This is a genomic window from Streptomyces sp. NPDC027189 (assembly GCF_055566975.1).
The window spans coordinates 60,967-74,517 of record NZ_JBVHRI010000036.1; the positions used below are offsets into that span (position 1 = coordinate 60,967).

General features: G+C 69.3%; 15 protein-coding genes and 2 pseudogenes. 5 read left to right on the forward strand and 12 right to left on the reverse strand.

Going from position 1 to position 13,551, the window contains the following annotated elements; genetic code table 11:
- Positions 1 to 138 precede the first annotated feature (138 nt).
- Positions 139 to 231, forward strand: a pseudogene (locus tag ACZ4RZ_RS44995) (hypothetical protein); the annotation flags it as partial.
- Here ACZ4RZ_RS44995 and ACZ4RZ_RS45000 read toward each other — a convergent pair.
- The gene (locus tag ACZ4RZ_RS45000; protein ID WP_467753359.1) at positions 215 to 850 is read right to left on the reverse strand and encodes an alpha/beta fold hydrolase; all 636 of its coding nucleotides are present in this window, start codon (positions 848 to 850) and stop codon (positions 215 to 217) included. The pseudogene ACZ4RZ_RS44995 and the gene ACZ4RZ_RS45000 sit on opposite strands and share 17 nt — an antisense overlap.
- A gap of 60 nt (positions 851 to 910) precedes the next feature.
- On the opposite strand from ACZ4RZ_RS45000, the gene ACZ4RZ_RS45005 reads away from it, so the two are divergent.
- From ACZ4RZ_RS45005 to ACZ4RZ_RS45015, 3 genes are all read left to right on the forward strand, one after another.
- Positions 911 to 1,225 carry a DUF6400 family protein gene (locus tag ACZ4RZ_RS45005; protein ID WP_467753360.1) on the forward strand — a complete coding sequence of 105 codons (315 nt, stop codon included), beginning with the start codon at positions 911 to 913 and terminating at the stop codon, positions 1,223 to 1,225.
- Positions 1,212 to 1,463: a hypothetical protein gene (locus ACZ4RZ_RS45010; RefSeq protein WP_467753361.1), complete on the forward strand. Its 252-nt coding sequence runs from the start codon at positions 1,212 to 1,214 to the stop codon at positions 1,461 to 1,463. Before ACZ4RZ_RS45005 ends, ACZ4RZ_RS45010 begins: the two co-directional genes overlap by 14 nt.
- 512 nt (positions 1,464 to 1,975) lie before the next feature.
- On the forward strand, positions 1,976 to 2,173 hold the full coding sequence (locus ACZ4RZ_RS45015; protein ID WP_467753362.1) for a helix-turn-helix domain-containing protein: 198 nt from the start codon (positions 1,976 to 1,978) through the stop codon (positions 2,171 to 2,173).
- A 135-nt stretch (positions 2,174 to 2,308) separates the two neighbouring features.
- Here ACZ4RZ_RS45015 and ACZ4RZ_RS45020 read toward each other — a convergent pair whose 3' ends face one another.
- Both ACZ4RZ_RS45020 and ACZ4RZ_RS45025 read right to left on the reverse strand, forming a co-directional pair.
- Positions 2,309 to 3,283, reverse strand: a complete 975-nt coding sequence (locus ACZ4RZ_RS45020; protein WP_467753363.1) for an alpha/beta hydrolase — start codon at positions 3,281 to 3,283, stop codon at positions 2,309 to 2,311.
- A 267-nt stretch (positions 3,284 to 3,550) separates the two neighbouring features.
- Positions 3,551 to 3,777: pseudogene (locus ACZ4RZ_RS45025) on the reverse strand (transposase); the annotation flags it as partial.
- 688 nt (positions 3,778 to 4,465) lie between these two features.
- Here ACZ4RZ_RS45025 and ACZ4RZ_RS45030 point away from each other — a divergent pair.
- Positions 4,466 to 4,699: a hypothetical protein gene (locus ACZ4RZ_RS45030; protein WP_467753364.1), complete on the forward strand. Its 234-nt coding sequence runs from the start codon at positions 4,466 to 4,468 to the stop codon at positions 4,697 to 4,699.
- 713 nt (positions 4,700 to 5,412) lie between these two features.
- On the opposite strand, the gene ACZ4RZ_RS45035 is transcribed toward ACZ4RZ_RS45030, so the two are convergent.
- From ACZ4RZ_RS45035 to ACZ4RZ_RS45075, 9 genes are all read right to left on the reverse strand, one after another.
- Positions 5,413 to 5,832, reverse strand: coding sequence for a hypothetical protein (locus ACZ4RZ_RS45035; protein WP_467753365.1), 420 nt, complete (start codon positions 5,830 to 5,832; stop codon positions 5,413 to 5,415).
- 426 nt (positions 5,833 to 6,258) lie between these two features.
- Positions 6,259 to 6,582 (reverse strand): hypothetical protein, encoded by a 324-nt coding sequence (locus ACZ4RZ_RS45040; RefSeq protein ID WP_467753366.1) that lies wholly within the window; start codon positions 6,580 to 6,582, stop codon positions 6,259 to 6,261.
- Between the two features lie 51 nt (positions 6,583 to 6,633).
- A complete protein-coding gene (locus tag ACZ4RZ_RS45045) occupies positions 6,634 to 7,770 on the reverse strand; it encodes a site-2 protease family protein (protein WP_467753367.1) in 1,137 nt (378 codons plus the stop codon).
- Entirely contained in the window at positions 7,767 to 8,624 is an 858-nt protein-coding gene (locus ACZ4RZ_RS45050) for a beta/alpha barrel domain-containing protein (protein ID WP_467753368.1), read from the reverse strand. Before ACZ4RZ_RS45050 ends, ACZ4RZ_RS45045 begins: the two co-directional genes overlap by 4 nt.
- A 549-nt stretch (positions 8,625 to 9,173) precedes the next feature.
- The gene (locus ACZ4RZ_RS45055) at positions 9,174 to 10,196 is read right to left on the reverse strand and encodes a TolB family protein (protein WP_467753369.1); all 1,023 of its coding nucleotides are present in this window, start codon (positions 10,194 to 10,196) and stop codon (positions 9,174 to 9,176) included.
- Positions 10,193 to 11,461: an MFS transporter gene (locus ACZ4RZ_RS45060; protein ID WP_467753370.1), complete on the reverse strand. Its 1,269-nt coding sequence runs from the start codon at positions 11,459 to 11,461 to the stop codon at positions 10,193 to 10,195. The genes ACZ4RZ_RS45055 and ACZ4RZ_RS45060 overlap by 4 nt, the downstream gene beginning before the upstream one ends.
- A gap of 5 nt (positions 11,462 to 11,466) precedes the next feature.
- A complete protein-coding gene (locus tag ACZ4RZ_RS45065) occupies positions 11,467 to 12,357 on the reverse strand; it encodes an alkaline phosphatase family protein (RefSeq protein ID WP_467753371.1) in 891 nt (296 codons plus the stop codon).
- Positions 12,358 to 12,810: 453 nt separating this feature from the next.
- Entirely contained in the window at positions 12,811 to 12,975 is a 165-nt protein-coding gene (locus tag ACZ4RZ_RS45070) for a DUF6207 family protein (RefSeq protein WP_467753378.1), read from the reverse strand.
- Entirely contained in the window at positions 12,950 to 13,441 is a 492-nt protein-coding gene (locus tag ACZ4RZ_RS45075) for a cupin domain-containing protein (RefSeq protein ID WP_467753372.1), read from the reverse strand. Before ACZ4RZ_RS45075 ends, ACZ4RZ_RS45070 begins: the two co-directional genes overlap by 26 nt.
- Between the last annotated feature and the right edge of the window lie 110 nt (positions 13,442 to 13,551).

Consider the following 13,551-nt stretch of genomic DNA (forward strand, 5'->3'; position numbering starts at 1 on the left):
TCACGCAAGAGCGACGGGCCTACCCTCGGCTAGTGGATCAAGGTGCGGGATAGGCGAAAGCAGCCCTGCCGATCGGCACATGAGGGGCGTCACCGAAACCTTCGGTGACGCCCCTTGCACCGCCCGTGTAGATACTTTGTGGGGACCGACCGGATCCACATAGCCGACCGGCTGACGCTCACCGGGGACTTCGGGTACGCGCAGAAGGTGACCTTCAGTCACGACGGCCGCCCCTTCCTGCGCTACGAGGCCCGGGCCTGGATCTCGACGCCGATGACGCAACGCTGTGTCCGTCGGCCCGGGAGAGTGGCTGGTGGCGGCTCCAGCCCGCCGGCCAGTCGGCACGCTTGTACTCGAACTGCTCCAGGGCCGGGGGAATCGCCTTGTCGGCGCCCGCGACGATGCCCCAGGAGGGGATGGTGCGCCAGGCGGCCAGGTCGGTGCCCGTGCTGCCGTCGGGGTTGGGGTAGGGCACGGGATTGAGCGCGGCCTGGATCTCGCTGTCCGGATACTTGGTGATGAGCTCGCCGAGCTTCTCGCCCTTGTCCGGGACGAACGCGGCCAGGTAGACGAGGGCCTTGACGTTGGGATTGCCGGCCGCAGCGTTGGTGATCACGGCGCCCCCGTAGGAGTGCCCGACCAGGGCGATCGGCCCCTTTCCCTTCGTGCCTCCAGAACGTGAACGGCCGGACCTCGGTCGTACAGCACGCGATCCGGAGGAGGCGCCGAAGCAGCTCTCCCTCGCTCCGGTACCCGGTGGCGCCACGTGGCCACCGGCATCGGCGACGTGGTGACGCGGAGGCGGCTGAGCTGCTGGTGCCGCGCTGGGCGCCGCTGCTGTCGCGGACATGGTGTGACTTCTCCCACCTGCTCTTGCCGGAGCGAGCAAGGCTTACCTAGGTTCGGTCGCATGCCCTCCCACGGCCCCAACCTTCCTGGCGAACCGGACGAACCGGCCGCAGCGATCAGGCCTGCGGCGGACCGACCCGGCACCCCCGCGGTGGTCGACTTGGCCGTGGACCTGAGCTCACACGAAATGCTCCGGCGGGCTCATGTTCTGGCCGCTCTCGGCCCCGACTGGGACCCAATCGCGGCCCTGCGCGGCGAGGAAGAGGCGTATGAGCTGCTGTACTCCGGCCTCAGCGCGGAGCAGCAGCGCATCTACGACGAGCTGGTCTCGGCCGGTGTGCTCCCGCGGAAAGGGGGCGGTCATGCTGCCGCTTGACCCGCAGGCCGACATTGGGCGCCGCGCCTGGGTGGCCTGCCCGAACTGCGACGACAGTCGTGGGTGCGCCACCTGCGAGCAGGGGCGTACATGCTACGAACACTGGCGCTACCTGCTCTCCAACACCGGCAGCCTGCTCCACCTGCAGTGCCCGTCGTGCACCCACATCTGGACACACGAGACTCACTTCGGTGCCACCCGCTCCCGCTGGGATCGCCTTACCAGCCGCCTGCGGTGACGTTGAGCATTCCCAACGACTGACACAGGGCGCTGAGGTGTCGGTGGGCGGTGAGAAGCTGTCTACGGTCTTGCGCGGGCCTCGACCTGAGGCTATCGGGACGTTCTTGCCACTCGTCGTCGCGTCTGACTGCGCACACCCTGACCGGCGAACGGTCAAAGGGGGAGCGCAGAGAGTGACGACGATGTCGTCGAAACTGCTTGATCGGTCTTGTCCGGGGGATCGGGGGATCGAGACCGCCGTGGCCAACTATCTCTGAGCAAAATGGCCAACCGGCATTGAGCACAGGCTGCTCACCAGCTGGCCTCCTGTCGTCTCTGGCCTCCTGCTGCTGGAGGCCGCAACGGCCCGAAAGAGCTGTGACTGAGCGGCTTACACCGGCTACTGACCCTTCCGCTGGGTTGTCGGGGGTGACATTGGGTGATCCCTTCGGTACTTCGGAGTCATGAGGTACGCGCAGGGTGGTGGTCTCACACACACCGCAGGGGCAGGCCGCGCGTGAGCGGGTACGCATGCTCGCCGCCGAAGGCTTTGGGCGGGGTGAGAAGGACGCGGTGATCGCAAAAGATCTTCGGGTCAGTCTGCGGGCCGTGGAGAGGTGGCGCCGGTCCTGGCGCGAGGGCGGTGTCGCCTCGTTGCGGCTTTCCAGACCGGCGAAGGCCGAAGGTCTCGGCAGGGGAGTTCGCTGTGCTGCGGCTCGAGTTGCTTAACGCTGCAACTCGAGTTGCTTAAAGAGGCCGTGCTCCACGGGTGTCTGACGAGCGGTGGACCCTGTCGCGAGTCGCGGGGCTGAACGAGTCTCGGCTGGGCATGGTCGCCGGGCCACGGGAGCCGACTTCGCATACCTACGCTTCCTCGTTCGTTCCCAGGGCGGCGCTGAGCACTGCGATGGCCTGGGCGACGGCCGCACGTGTGGCGTGGGTGTCGCTGAGCGGGTTGAGCATCATGAAGTCGTGTGTGATCCCGTCGTAGCGGACCGTGGTGACGTCGATGCCCGCGGCGCGGAGTTTGGCGGCGTATGCCTCGCCCTCGTCGCGCAGGACGTCAGCCTCGTCGACGATGACGAAGGCAGGCGGCAGCCCGGCGAGCTGGTCGAGGTCCGCCTTCAGAGGAGAGGCGGTGATCTCGCTGCGCTGCGAACGTTCCGGCACGTAGGCGTCCCAGAACCACTCCATGGCCTTGGCCGTGAGGAAGTAACCCGTGGCGAAGTCGGAGTAGGACTTGGTGTCCATGTCGGCGTTGGTGACCGGGTAGTACATGGACTGGTGTACGAAGCGGACGTCGCCGCGCTCCTTGGCCATCAGAGCCAGTGCGGCGGTCATATTGCCGCCGACCGAGTCGCCCGCCACCGCGATGCGGTCCGGGTCGAGGCCGTGAGCAGCCCCTTCGCGCACGATCCACTGGGCGGTGGCGTAACCCTGTTCGATCGCCACGGGGTAGTGAGCCTCGGGCGAGCGGGCGTACTCGACGAACACAACAGCGGCTCGCACCCCGTCCGACAGTTCGCGCACCAGCCGGTCGTGGGTGTCGGCGTTGCCAAGGATCCAGCCTCCGCCGTGCATGTAGAGGATGACCGGGAGGGGCGATGCGGCGTTCTTCGGCCGGACGATGCGGACACGGACGTCACCGACCTCGGCGGGAACCGTGATCCACTCCGAGTCGACGGAAAGCTTGTCGATCGGCTCCGCCTGTATGTCGTCGAGTACCTTGCGGGCTTTCTCGGGCCCTATTTCGTAGAGGAAGGGCGGCTTCGACGTGGCATCGGCGATCTGCTGGGAGGCAGGCTCCAGAACGAGGCCACCGGCGGCCTGGATGGTCATGACGATCTCCTTGTGATCTCGGGATGGCTGCTGACCAGGGCGTATGTTGAAGCGGCCCGTGCCGTGGCGCGCCAGTGCCGCGCGGGGCTTCGGTCGAGCAGGCACGGCAGTGTTCCGCGCGATATGACAACAGGGTCACCCGCCCCGGTGTTGATCGCATCCGGCAGGCCCGAGTGCGGGCCCCTGGTCCTTCACATCCAGGGTCCGCCGCGGCCCCATCCCGGTCCATGGCGCCCGTCGACGTCGAGGCGGGCGCCGTGGTCGACGCTCGGCGTTCCGGCCTTCCGCCTCGCGCACCAACTGGCGCAGGAGACCGTTGAGTTGGTCGAGGACGTCGTCCTTCTGCCCTGTGGCGAAGTCTCCGTAGACGGTTTCCCACGGAGTGAAGTCGTGCGGCAGATAGCGCCAGGGATGTCGGTCCGGTCGCCATGCAGGATGGCGTCCATGATCCGGCGCAGATCGTGCTGCGACGGGTGCCCGATGTCCAGGCCCTTTGCCCCTGCGTCCTTCTCGCCCACGATCAGCCTTACTCGTCGGCGTGCCTGGAGCAGAACCCGTAGCGTCGTAATCCGTTCGCTCGCCAGCACGGCGGTGAACGCGCAGCCCGGCGCCGCGGTTCCCGTGCTCGTCGTCCGGCACCGGAAGAAAGGGCCTTTTGTTCCGGTGTTCACCTCCGAGGCGAAGACGACGGCCGCGCTGCCGGACACGACGCCTAGCAGCGGGTACCCCCGGGCATCCTCGCCGCCCTGTGGCCGGGCGACGACGTCTCGCTGGCCGTCGACATCGGCTCGCCGGACGCGCTCACCGTCAACGCCGCGGACGTACTCCTGTTCGGACTGCACCCAGGCTCACCTCGGCACTGTAGGCAGGCCCCACGGCTCCGCGCTGTCGCTCGGCGCCGTCGGCACTTCGCTGCTGGTCGGTCGGCGTCGTCGCGTTCATCGCCTGCGCCGCAGTGAAGCCGGAGCTGTTGTGGAAGGGAGGGAGCAAACGGTGGCGCGGATCCTCGTCAAGGGCGACGACCTCGTCGTACGCCTGTCACCCGGGCCGAAATGACTGGGCGCGACCAGGTGAGTGAACGGGCACGCCGATGCCGCCGGTTGCCTTGCGTCGCAGCAACGCTCGGCTCAGGCTCGTGGTGTTTCTGGAAGAGCTCTCAGGTAGCGCGAGGAGTGATCACCCATGGCAGTGTGCGACGTATGCGGCAATGACTACGAGATGGCGTTCGAGGTGCGAGCTGCCGGGTCCGTCCACATCTTCGACAGCCTGGAGTGCGCGGCACAGCGGATGGCTCCGGTGTGTGCGAACTGTCAGTGCCGGATCCTGGGCCACGGCCTCCAGTCGGACGGGCAGTTCTTCTGCTGTGGCCACTGCGCCCGCCAGCAGGGCCAGGCGCAACTGGTCGACCACGCCTGAGCGCCACCCGGTTCCGCGGCGGCCTGGAACACCCGTTCCGCAGCCGCCCGGTCACCCGGCATCGGATGCAGGGGCGCCCGGGGCCCCTGCGAGGAGTGCGTCGATGTTGGGGGCGTCGTCAGGGTGCGGAGCATCCACACGTGGTTAGGCGGCCGGCTATCACCCGATGCCGAGATACTCAGCAGCGGGCATTGGCCGTGTGCGGGATCGACGCCACGGACCGGGCTCGCACCGGCAGTCGCCGCCTGGCCTGTCGCAGGGCCAGGCACGCCGACACCCCACCCCAGGGGTCCCGGCCCGAGAAGTGATAGTCGGCAGCGGACAACTGGACGCGGCGACAACGTTGCTGACGTCTTGTTTTCCGTCGCCAGCCGCCTGGTCGGCGAGGCGGGCCATCGGGTGCGTTCGCGGTCCACCAGCACCGCTCCGCCACTGGTGGCCCAGGCTGCCATCACCCCACCTGGCAGGGGAGGGCCCCCGTCGAGCGCGTCGCTGTAATGCCGCGCGGCAGATCTTTCCTGGCAAGAGCTGTTCTGCATCACGGAGTACGTTGTCCCCCTGGGGACGCCTCACCCTCGGCTGGGCGATCCATGTCCGCCCGGCGTGAGCCTCCGGTGCGCCGGCCTGCCCGGCGTTTCCGCCATCGGGTGGCTACCGCGGCCGGTGCCCACGCACCGGGTGACCCGCCGCTCGGCCGTCAGGTCCGCATTGCCTCAGTGGCCGAAGATGTGGATCCGCCTGCCGCGGTGCCGGTGCGGTCCGGGCGCCCCCGCGGGCTCCGATGCCGGCAGTGTGGGCGCCACCGGTCCCGCCTGGCCAGTGGTCGCCGACGCCTGCGGCCCTGCGGCCGCCTCACGCTCCGACAGCCGGGCGGCCAGCGCGTCGCGTTCGTCGCGCATCCGTATCCTTCGGCTGCGCCGGCGCATGGCGCCCCCGGTGGCCATCCACAAGCCCAGCGAGAAGATCAGAGCCAGGGCGAGCCCGGCGCAGAAAATCGCCAGGGTGGTCATGGTGGCGATGTCGGTGCCGAGCACGGACACCGTGTAGTGGGGTCCGCCGCCGAGGTTGTCGGAGATCGCCAGCCCCGTGAAGGCGGCGGTTGCGGCGAGTAGAAGAAGTCCGAGGAACAGCATGCCGGGTCACCTCCGGTCTCTACCGAGCGGCTACCCGCGGTAGGCCGCCCCTAACGTCCGCCGGTGTCAGAGGCCCGAATCCGCTGCATCACGGTCCCTCACGTGTGCTGCGCGCGCTCACTCCATGCCCGTCTACTCGCCCGCCGGGATCGGGTCTTCGCGGACCGCCTGCCGGGGCCCAGGCTGCCGACCTGCCCGAGCCCGCGCAGCCGGGCCCGTTCGCTGACTTGCCTCACGTCCGCGTTGGCGACCGCCCCGCTGTCCTCTGGCCGGGCCGGTGGCCCGGATCTGCGGCGCTGGTTGAAGGACGCGCAGTACACGGTGTGCGTCTACACGGCTGCGGGTCGCCGAGGAGGCTGTCGCGCGGGCGCGCCTGCTGCTGCAACAGGTTGAGCCGCAACAGTCCGGGTCGACCGGCCGGTGAGATTACGGCCGACCCGGGCGGCGGGCCCACGCGTACACGACGCTGACGCCAAGCGCCGGGGTCGCCGCGCATGTCACGGCGAAGGCGGCGATGGAGGCCGTCGGCGTACGGGTGGCTACCACCAGCAGAAGCCCCGAGGTGACCGCCAGCACGGCGAGCACTGCCGTGCGACTCCGGCGTATCCCGTCCGCGAACATCGCCCCCACGCTCATGTGGAGGGTGCGTAGCTCCCGTTCCAGGTGCTCGTCCTGACTGAGGGCGCTCTCGATCTGGGCCAGGATCTGCTGTTTACGTGCGGAGAGCCGGGATCCGTCGATGGTCGCCACCTCCACGAACCATTTCCGACGTGTGCCTGCGTGTTCCGTGAAGGGCGGTGTTCACGCCTGTAAGTCGCCGCCCAGCGCGTGCTGCTGGGCGAGCCGGTGGATGTCGTGCCCGGTGACGATGCCCACCGGGCGGCGTCCCTGATCCAGGACGAGGATCCGCGTCCCGCCGGCGGGGCGGACCCGGTCGAAGGCGTCGATGAGCAGTTCGTCGGGGGTGGCCAGCGTGCACTGGGACACCGGGGTCGCCACTTCGCGTACGCGCAGGGTCTCCCGGTCAGGGCCGCGTACGGTGGCGAGTTGGCGCATGGTCACCATGCCGCTGAGCTCGCCATTGATGTCGAGCAGGGGCAGCGCGGAGTGGTGGGAGTTGACCGCCACCTCGTGGATGAACCGCTCGACGGTGAGCCAGTCGGGTCCGGTGGCCACCGGGTGGGACATGGCGTCGGCCACCCGCACACCGCGCAGGACGGTGGTGAGCGTGGCGTGCTGACGCTCGGCGGCCGCGGTGATCGTGATGAAGAAGCCGATCAGCGCCAGCCACAGCCCGCCGGGTGCTCCGCGGGCGAAGGCGACCCAGCCGACGGCGATGAGCAGCACGCCGATCACCTGTCCGCCGCGGTCGGCGATCTGAGCGGATCGGTCCCGGTCCCCGGTGCGCCACCACAGCAGCGCGTGCAGCACCCGGCCGCCGTCCATCGGGATGGCGGGCAGCAGATTGAACGCGCCCAGCAGCAGGTTCGCCCAGCCGAGCCACACCAGCAGGGCCGCCGGGACGGCCGCCCAGCCGCCCACCGCATGCAGCCCGATCCCCGCGCCCAGCGCCACGCCCGCGATGACCAGGCTGGTCAGTGGCCCGCTCACCGCCACCCACAGAGCCAGCCGTGCGGTCTTCGGCCGCCCCATCCGTGTCATCCCGCCCATCGCCCACAGCGTCACGTCCTCCACCTGCACGCCTCCCCGGCGGGCGGTGACGGCGTGCGCGGCCTCGTGCAGCAGCAGGCTCAGCACGAGCAGTACCGTCCCCACCGCACTCGCCACCGTGTACACGATGTGCGATCGGCCCGGTGCCCAGTCCGGCAGGGTCTGGCCGCCCAGACCGTAGCCGAGGAGCACGACCAGTACCGGGACCGTCCAATGCATGCGCAGCGGCACCCCGAACAGCCGCCCGATCCTGACCGACCCGTTCATGGCTCCCGCCTGCTCGACTCCAGGCCGTGGCGCACCCGCTCGGTCAGCTTCGCCGACGCCGTGACCTGCGGCGCCACCGGGTCTCGGATGCGGCGGGCGGTCTCCGCCAGCCTCTTGATGTTCTCGGCGAGGATCTCCCGGGTGTCGGCGAGCGACGGCGGCGGGCCGGTGCTCCGCCCGTCCCGCATGACCGGGTGCAGCAGCGGCGTCGTACCAGGCGGCGTGGGCTCGCCGACGAGTGCCGCGATGTCCGCGAAACCAGGAGACCGGAAGACCTGCTTGGCGCCGGGGGCGGTCACCTTGGCCGAGGAGAGCTTCATCAGCGGCCGCCCCTCGTACTCGACGATCTTGTATGCGGAGTCCAGATACGGCGCGTCCGCCGACACCCCGACCTTGGTGCCGACCGCGAACAGGTCGACCGGCGCGCCCGCCCGTACAAGGTCGGCGATCGCGTATTCGTCGAGCCCGCCGCTGACCAGGATCCGCACATCGCCTTCCACCAGCTGAGCCTGCGGCAGCGGCGCCGTCACCTCCAGCAACGGCTCGCCCGCGAGCACGATCCGCCCCTCCGGCATCGCCCGGACGTCCCCGGTGAACTCCATTCCCAAGAACGGCTCCAACTCGGCGTACGGCCGTCCCAAGGCCTCCGCGCACACCGCAACGCCCTCGGCCGTCACCCGCAACCGCGCCAGGTACTCCAGTGCCGACTCGAGGCCGGCGGCCACCAGGAATCCCCGCTCGGCAGGCAGCTTCCGAACGAACAGGCTGAAGGTGGCGCGCCCCATCATGCCCTCCCGCAGGTAGGGGTGCGCCATGCTCACCTCGAACCGGTCAGTGATCTGCGCAGTCGACACCGTGCCGTCATCTCCTCGGTGCCCCACACGCCGCCGCGTACCTCTACTTGAGCGCGTACCCCGCCCCACCGGTGTCAGGCATCCGCACGTGCGGATTCGCCGCGATGGTCATGCGGATCGGAGCACCGCTCCTACGCCATCGCGTGCGCGATCCCGCCCCGGACGGCGCGCCCGATCCACCCGGGAGCCGCCCAGTGATCCGATCACCGCCACCCTCACCCGCACCGAATCGGGCGCTGCGGTAAAGCAGCGGCCGCCGGCGTCGGCAGCCCGCTGACTCAAGGCTGGGTAAGGCACGGAGTGACCCGTGGCCCGTGTTGTCGCCTCTGCCGGGAAGGATCATTACTGGGGAGCAAGTACGAACGGCCCCGTGAGAGTTCGAACATCGAAAAAACACGGGGTCGAGTTGGCGAGCCTGGCTGAGCTCGACCGCCAAGTCGCCGAGTCACTGGTGGCCCGGGCCTGTTCGGTAGGCGTCAACCTGGGGGGGAGGAAGGCCTGCTCAGGGGGCTGGTGAAGGCGGTGATCGCCGTGCCCCGCCCCGGCCTGTCACCCCAGGTAGGCGGGGGCGACAGCCGAAGTCATCAGTCGGCGGGCCGTGCCGGTGCCGTTGGCGGGGACGGTCCACAGGTCTGAGCCGTAGTCGCCGGGAAGGGCGTAGACGAGGGTGGAGTCGTCGGCCCACAGAGCCTGGTCGTCGATGTTGCGCTGTTCGGCGGTCGGGGTCTCCTTCATGGTGTGCAGGTCGAGGACGTACAGCCGCCAGGGGGCGTCGGGAGAGGCTCCCTTGACGCGTTTCTTGTAGGCGATTCGGGTGCCGTCGGGCGAGAGGGAGGGGCATTCGACGTTGCGGTGCAGGGTGGTGAGGGTGCGTGCGGCGACGTCGCCGCGGACCAGGTAGGTCCGGCCGCCGGTCGCCAGTGTGGCGTAGAAGCGGGTGTCGTCGGCGAAGGTGACACCCCAGATGTTGATGTCCGCGGCGCGGTACGGCCGGCCGTCCTTGATGATGCCGAAGGTCTCCAGGTTGTCGTCGATGGCCCAGGTTCGGGTGTCGACGATGGCGGTGCGGGTGGAGAAATTGGTGCCGGCATAGGAGTCTCCGCTGACGAAGACCGTCCAGGCCACCAGGTGGCCGGAGGGTGAGACCCGGGCCCGGGTGGGGATGCCGGCTGCCGGGAAGTGGTGCAGCTCGTGCAGGTGCGAGTCGAGTACCACCGCCCGGTAGGTGTCCCGCAGCGCACCGTGCACGGCCTGCAGGCAGATGCCGGTACCGGCCGCCGCGTGGAAACGCAGGCACTTGACGCCCGACGCGGTGCGCGGCCCCTGCGGATCGTCGGCGGGCACGGTGGCGATCTCGTCGCGGTGCGGGCCCCAGGCCAGGTTTCGCACCAGCAGCCGACGGTCGGCCGTCGGCCGGAGCGAGACGGTACCGGCCCGCACGGTCGGACCGTTCGCCTGCTGCTGGTCACGCATCCCCGACCGGTGGGCGGCGTACAGCACCGCCCCGGTGCCGACACTCCCAAGCAGCAGGACGGCGATCAGCAGGATCACCAGGCGGGTGGTTCTGGTCATGTGGACACCTCATCGGCGGGACGAAGGACGAACGAGGCTACGACCGCGCTAATGGCCAGTGCGGCGGCGGTGACGGCGAGTGCGGTTCGCCCGCCCCACAGGCTCCAGGCCGCGCCGAAGGCGAGCGAACAGGTGAACCGGGCCAGCGCCTGGCCGGTGCCGACCAGCGCCTGCCCGGCACCTTGGTGCTGTGCCGGCACGGCGCCGGCGGTGGCGGCCGCGAGAACTCCGTCGGTGGCGGCGTAGAAGGTGCCGTGCATCACGAGGACGACGACCACGGCCGGGACGCCGTGCCACGGGGAAAGCACCAGACCGTAGCCGAGCAGCAGGACGCCGTGGCCGGCCAGGAAGAGCCGTCGGCGGCTGATGCGGTCGGCGAGTGCGCCGAACGGGACGGCGAGCATCAGGAAGACGGCGGCGGTGCCCAGCGGCAGCAGCGGGAACAGATCGGCGGACAGGTCGCCTTCGCGCTGGAGCAGCAGATAGAGGAAGGAGTCGCTGACGGTGGTGAGACCGAGCAGGGCCGCACACAGGGTGAGCCTGCGCAGCTCGGGGCGGCGCAGCAACCCGAGCGAATCGCGCAGCGCCGGCCGGGCCGGTTCGGGCAGCCGTACGGAACTGTCGGGGGTGATGTGGCGGGGCACGAAGAGCACCAGCACGAGGACCCCGAGCATGGCGACGCAGCCGCTGACCGCGAAGACCGCGTCGTATCCGTCGACGGTGGCCCGTAGCACGGCGAAGGCGACGAGCGGGCCGAGCAGCGCGCCGGTGGTGTCCATGGCCCGGTGCACCCCGAACGCCCGGCCTCGGTGCTCGGGTTGGGTGGCCAGCGAGATCATCGCGTCCCGGGGGGCGGTGCGCAGCCCTTTGCCGGTGCGGTCGACCGCGAGCACGGCGCTGATCACGGGGAGGGTGTGGGCGAGCAGCAGCAGCGGCTTGCACACCGCCGACAGGCCGTAGCCAAGGCCTGCCACGACCTTGTGCCGGCGGCCTCCCCGGTCGGCGAGGTGACCGCCGGCCAGTCTGACCAGGGCGCCGACGCCGTTGTTGATGCCGTCAAGGAGACCGAAACCGAGCGGCGACAGGCCGAGGCCCGCGACCACGTAGAGCGGCAGGACGGCCGTGACCATCTCCGAGGAGATGTCCGTGATCAGGCTGACCGCACCCAGGGCCAGCACGGTGCCGGGCACAGCGGCCGGCCGCCGCCCCGGACGGGTGTCCGGGGCGACGGCGGCCTTGGTGCTGCGGGAGTCCGCGAGATACACGGGCGTCAGTTCCAGATGCCGGTGATGTCGGACGCCGAGGCGGCGTTGCCCGCGTGCGCGGACAGACCGGCAAGGTCTTCCACGGTGCGCAGGACGTTGTAGTGGTTGTAGGTGGTGGAGCTGGAGCTGCCGGGGGTGACGTGCTGCCCGTAAAAGACGGTGGGGATGCGGTTGCCGGACAGTCTGTTGTCCTCGTCGAAGGTGACGGCGAGGATGCTGTTGTGGGTCTTGGCCCAGGTGGCGTAGGCGCCCAGGTTGTTCTTGATCCAGGTGTCGCCGGTGTTGACCGAGCAGTCGTGCATGTCACTGCACAGGTTCGGTACGACGAAGGAGACCTTCGGCAGGGTGGTGTAGTCGGTCGGGAACTGCGCCATGGTCATCGCGCTGCTCGTCGGCACGTTGGAGAAGCCGAACCACGGGTTGTGCTTCTGCGCGTACTTGCCGCTGCTGCAGGTCGTCGAACCCTGGCTGGGCAGCGACTCGTTGTAGCTCTTCCAGGTCTTGCCCGCGGCGATCAGCTCGGAGGCGAGGTTCGGCGCGGAGATGGAACCGACCGAGACACAGCTGTCGTCGGTGCGGCCCTGGTTGGAGCCCGAGAACAGCATGTAGTAGTTCGGCTCGCTGGGGTGGGTGAGGCCGTAGGACTGCGTGAGGTTGGCGCCACCCGCCTTGAGGGTGTTGTTGATGTATGGGGCGCTGGAGCTGCCGATCACCTGCGAGTAGGCGTGGTTCTCCATCACCACGACCACCACGTGGTCGGGGGTCGGGAGAGCGGCGGCCTGAGCGGTGGAAGCCGTTGCGGCCCACACGCCGATCGACGTGGCGGTGAGGGCGACTGCCCCGGCGAGTGCGGCGAGGGGGTGTCTGTTGCGCTTGGAAGCCTTGACGGCGGCCATGACTGTCCTCCGGACAGAAGTGACGGACGTACTGGGGGAGCGGCGCCGCAACCCTAGGAGCCCCAAGCTGGAACTGCGTGAAGCACAGACGAACGGTGGACCTCGCCAGGCAAAGATCACGCCAGGCACAGGTCATGCACAGTCAACGCACAGCTGGAGCTTGCCAAGCAGGCGTCAAAGACGGCGGTCGGCAGATCAAACTCAGGGCACCATGGCCAGTCGTGCCTCGGGCCAGATCGCCGCCCGAGGCAGCACCCGATCATCCTCACAGTCGTACCTCGTGGTCACGGCCCGGTGGCGCTTGAGCCGGTTGATCCCGTACTCGGCTTGCCGTTTAACCTCCCCTGCTGTGACGACGGCGCCGGCTTCAGGCCCGAGAGCTAGGTTGTGTGAACGGGTAGGTGAGCATCCCAGGCACTTGTTTGCGAGGGCCGGGTTCTCAAGGGATTCGACTCATGCTGTGCGCTGCCGTACGCCGGGCCGGCCTGGATCTCGGGTTGTCCTGTCTGCCGTCGCGGTCGCCCACGTACGTGCGAACACGTCCTGGAACGCGAACGCCGTCGCATCGTCGGCGGTCGCGACTTCCCTGAAACTAGGGCCTGTCCGAGGGAACCTGATGCGACCTGGTCCGGTGACGGCTGCGGAATTCGGCCAGCAGCTCGTCGGTCGCCTCGGCCCCGGCGCTCACGGCGGCGTGGACCTCGCGGAAGTAGTTTTCGTAGCCGGCGGGGGTGTAGAGGCACAGGGCGCGTGCGGGGACCGGGCCCGCATTGCGGAAGCCGTGCGGGGTGCCACGGGTGGCGGCGAGCAGATGTCCGGGGCCGACCGTCACCTCGCCGTCTCCTGTGTGGAGCGTCAACTCGCCGTCAAGAACGTAGAAGTACTCGTCGTGTCCGTCGTGCACGTGTGGTCTGGCACCAATGGTGCCAGGGGCGAGGCTGAACTCCTCGAAGGCGAAGTGCCCGCCCGTGTGCTCGCTGGTGAGCCGGAAAAAGTGCGCGACACCGGCGACGTCTATGAGTTCACCGTCCTGGGGGCGGCGTAGCAGCGGACGGGCGGGAGTGCGGGCCTGGTGATCGGTCATGGGGGCATTGTGGCCTAGTACTCCAGCAGCGTTTCGCTATCTGGCCTGGTCAGAGGCGTCGTCCGGAGTGTAGTTGGCTGATGATGCGTCAGGGGCGGTCTTGCCGGACC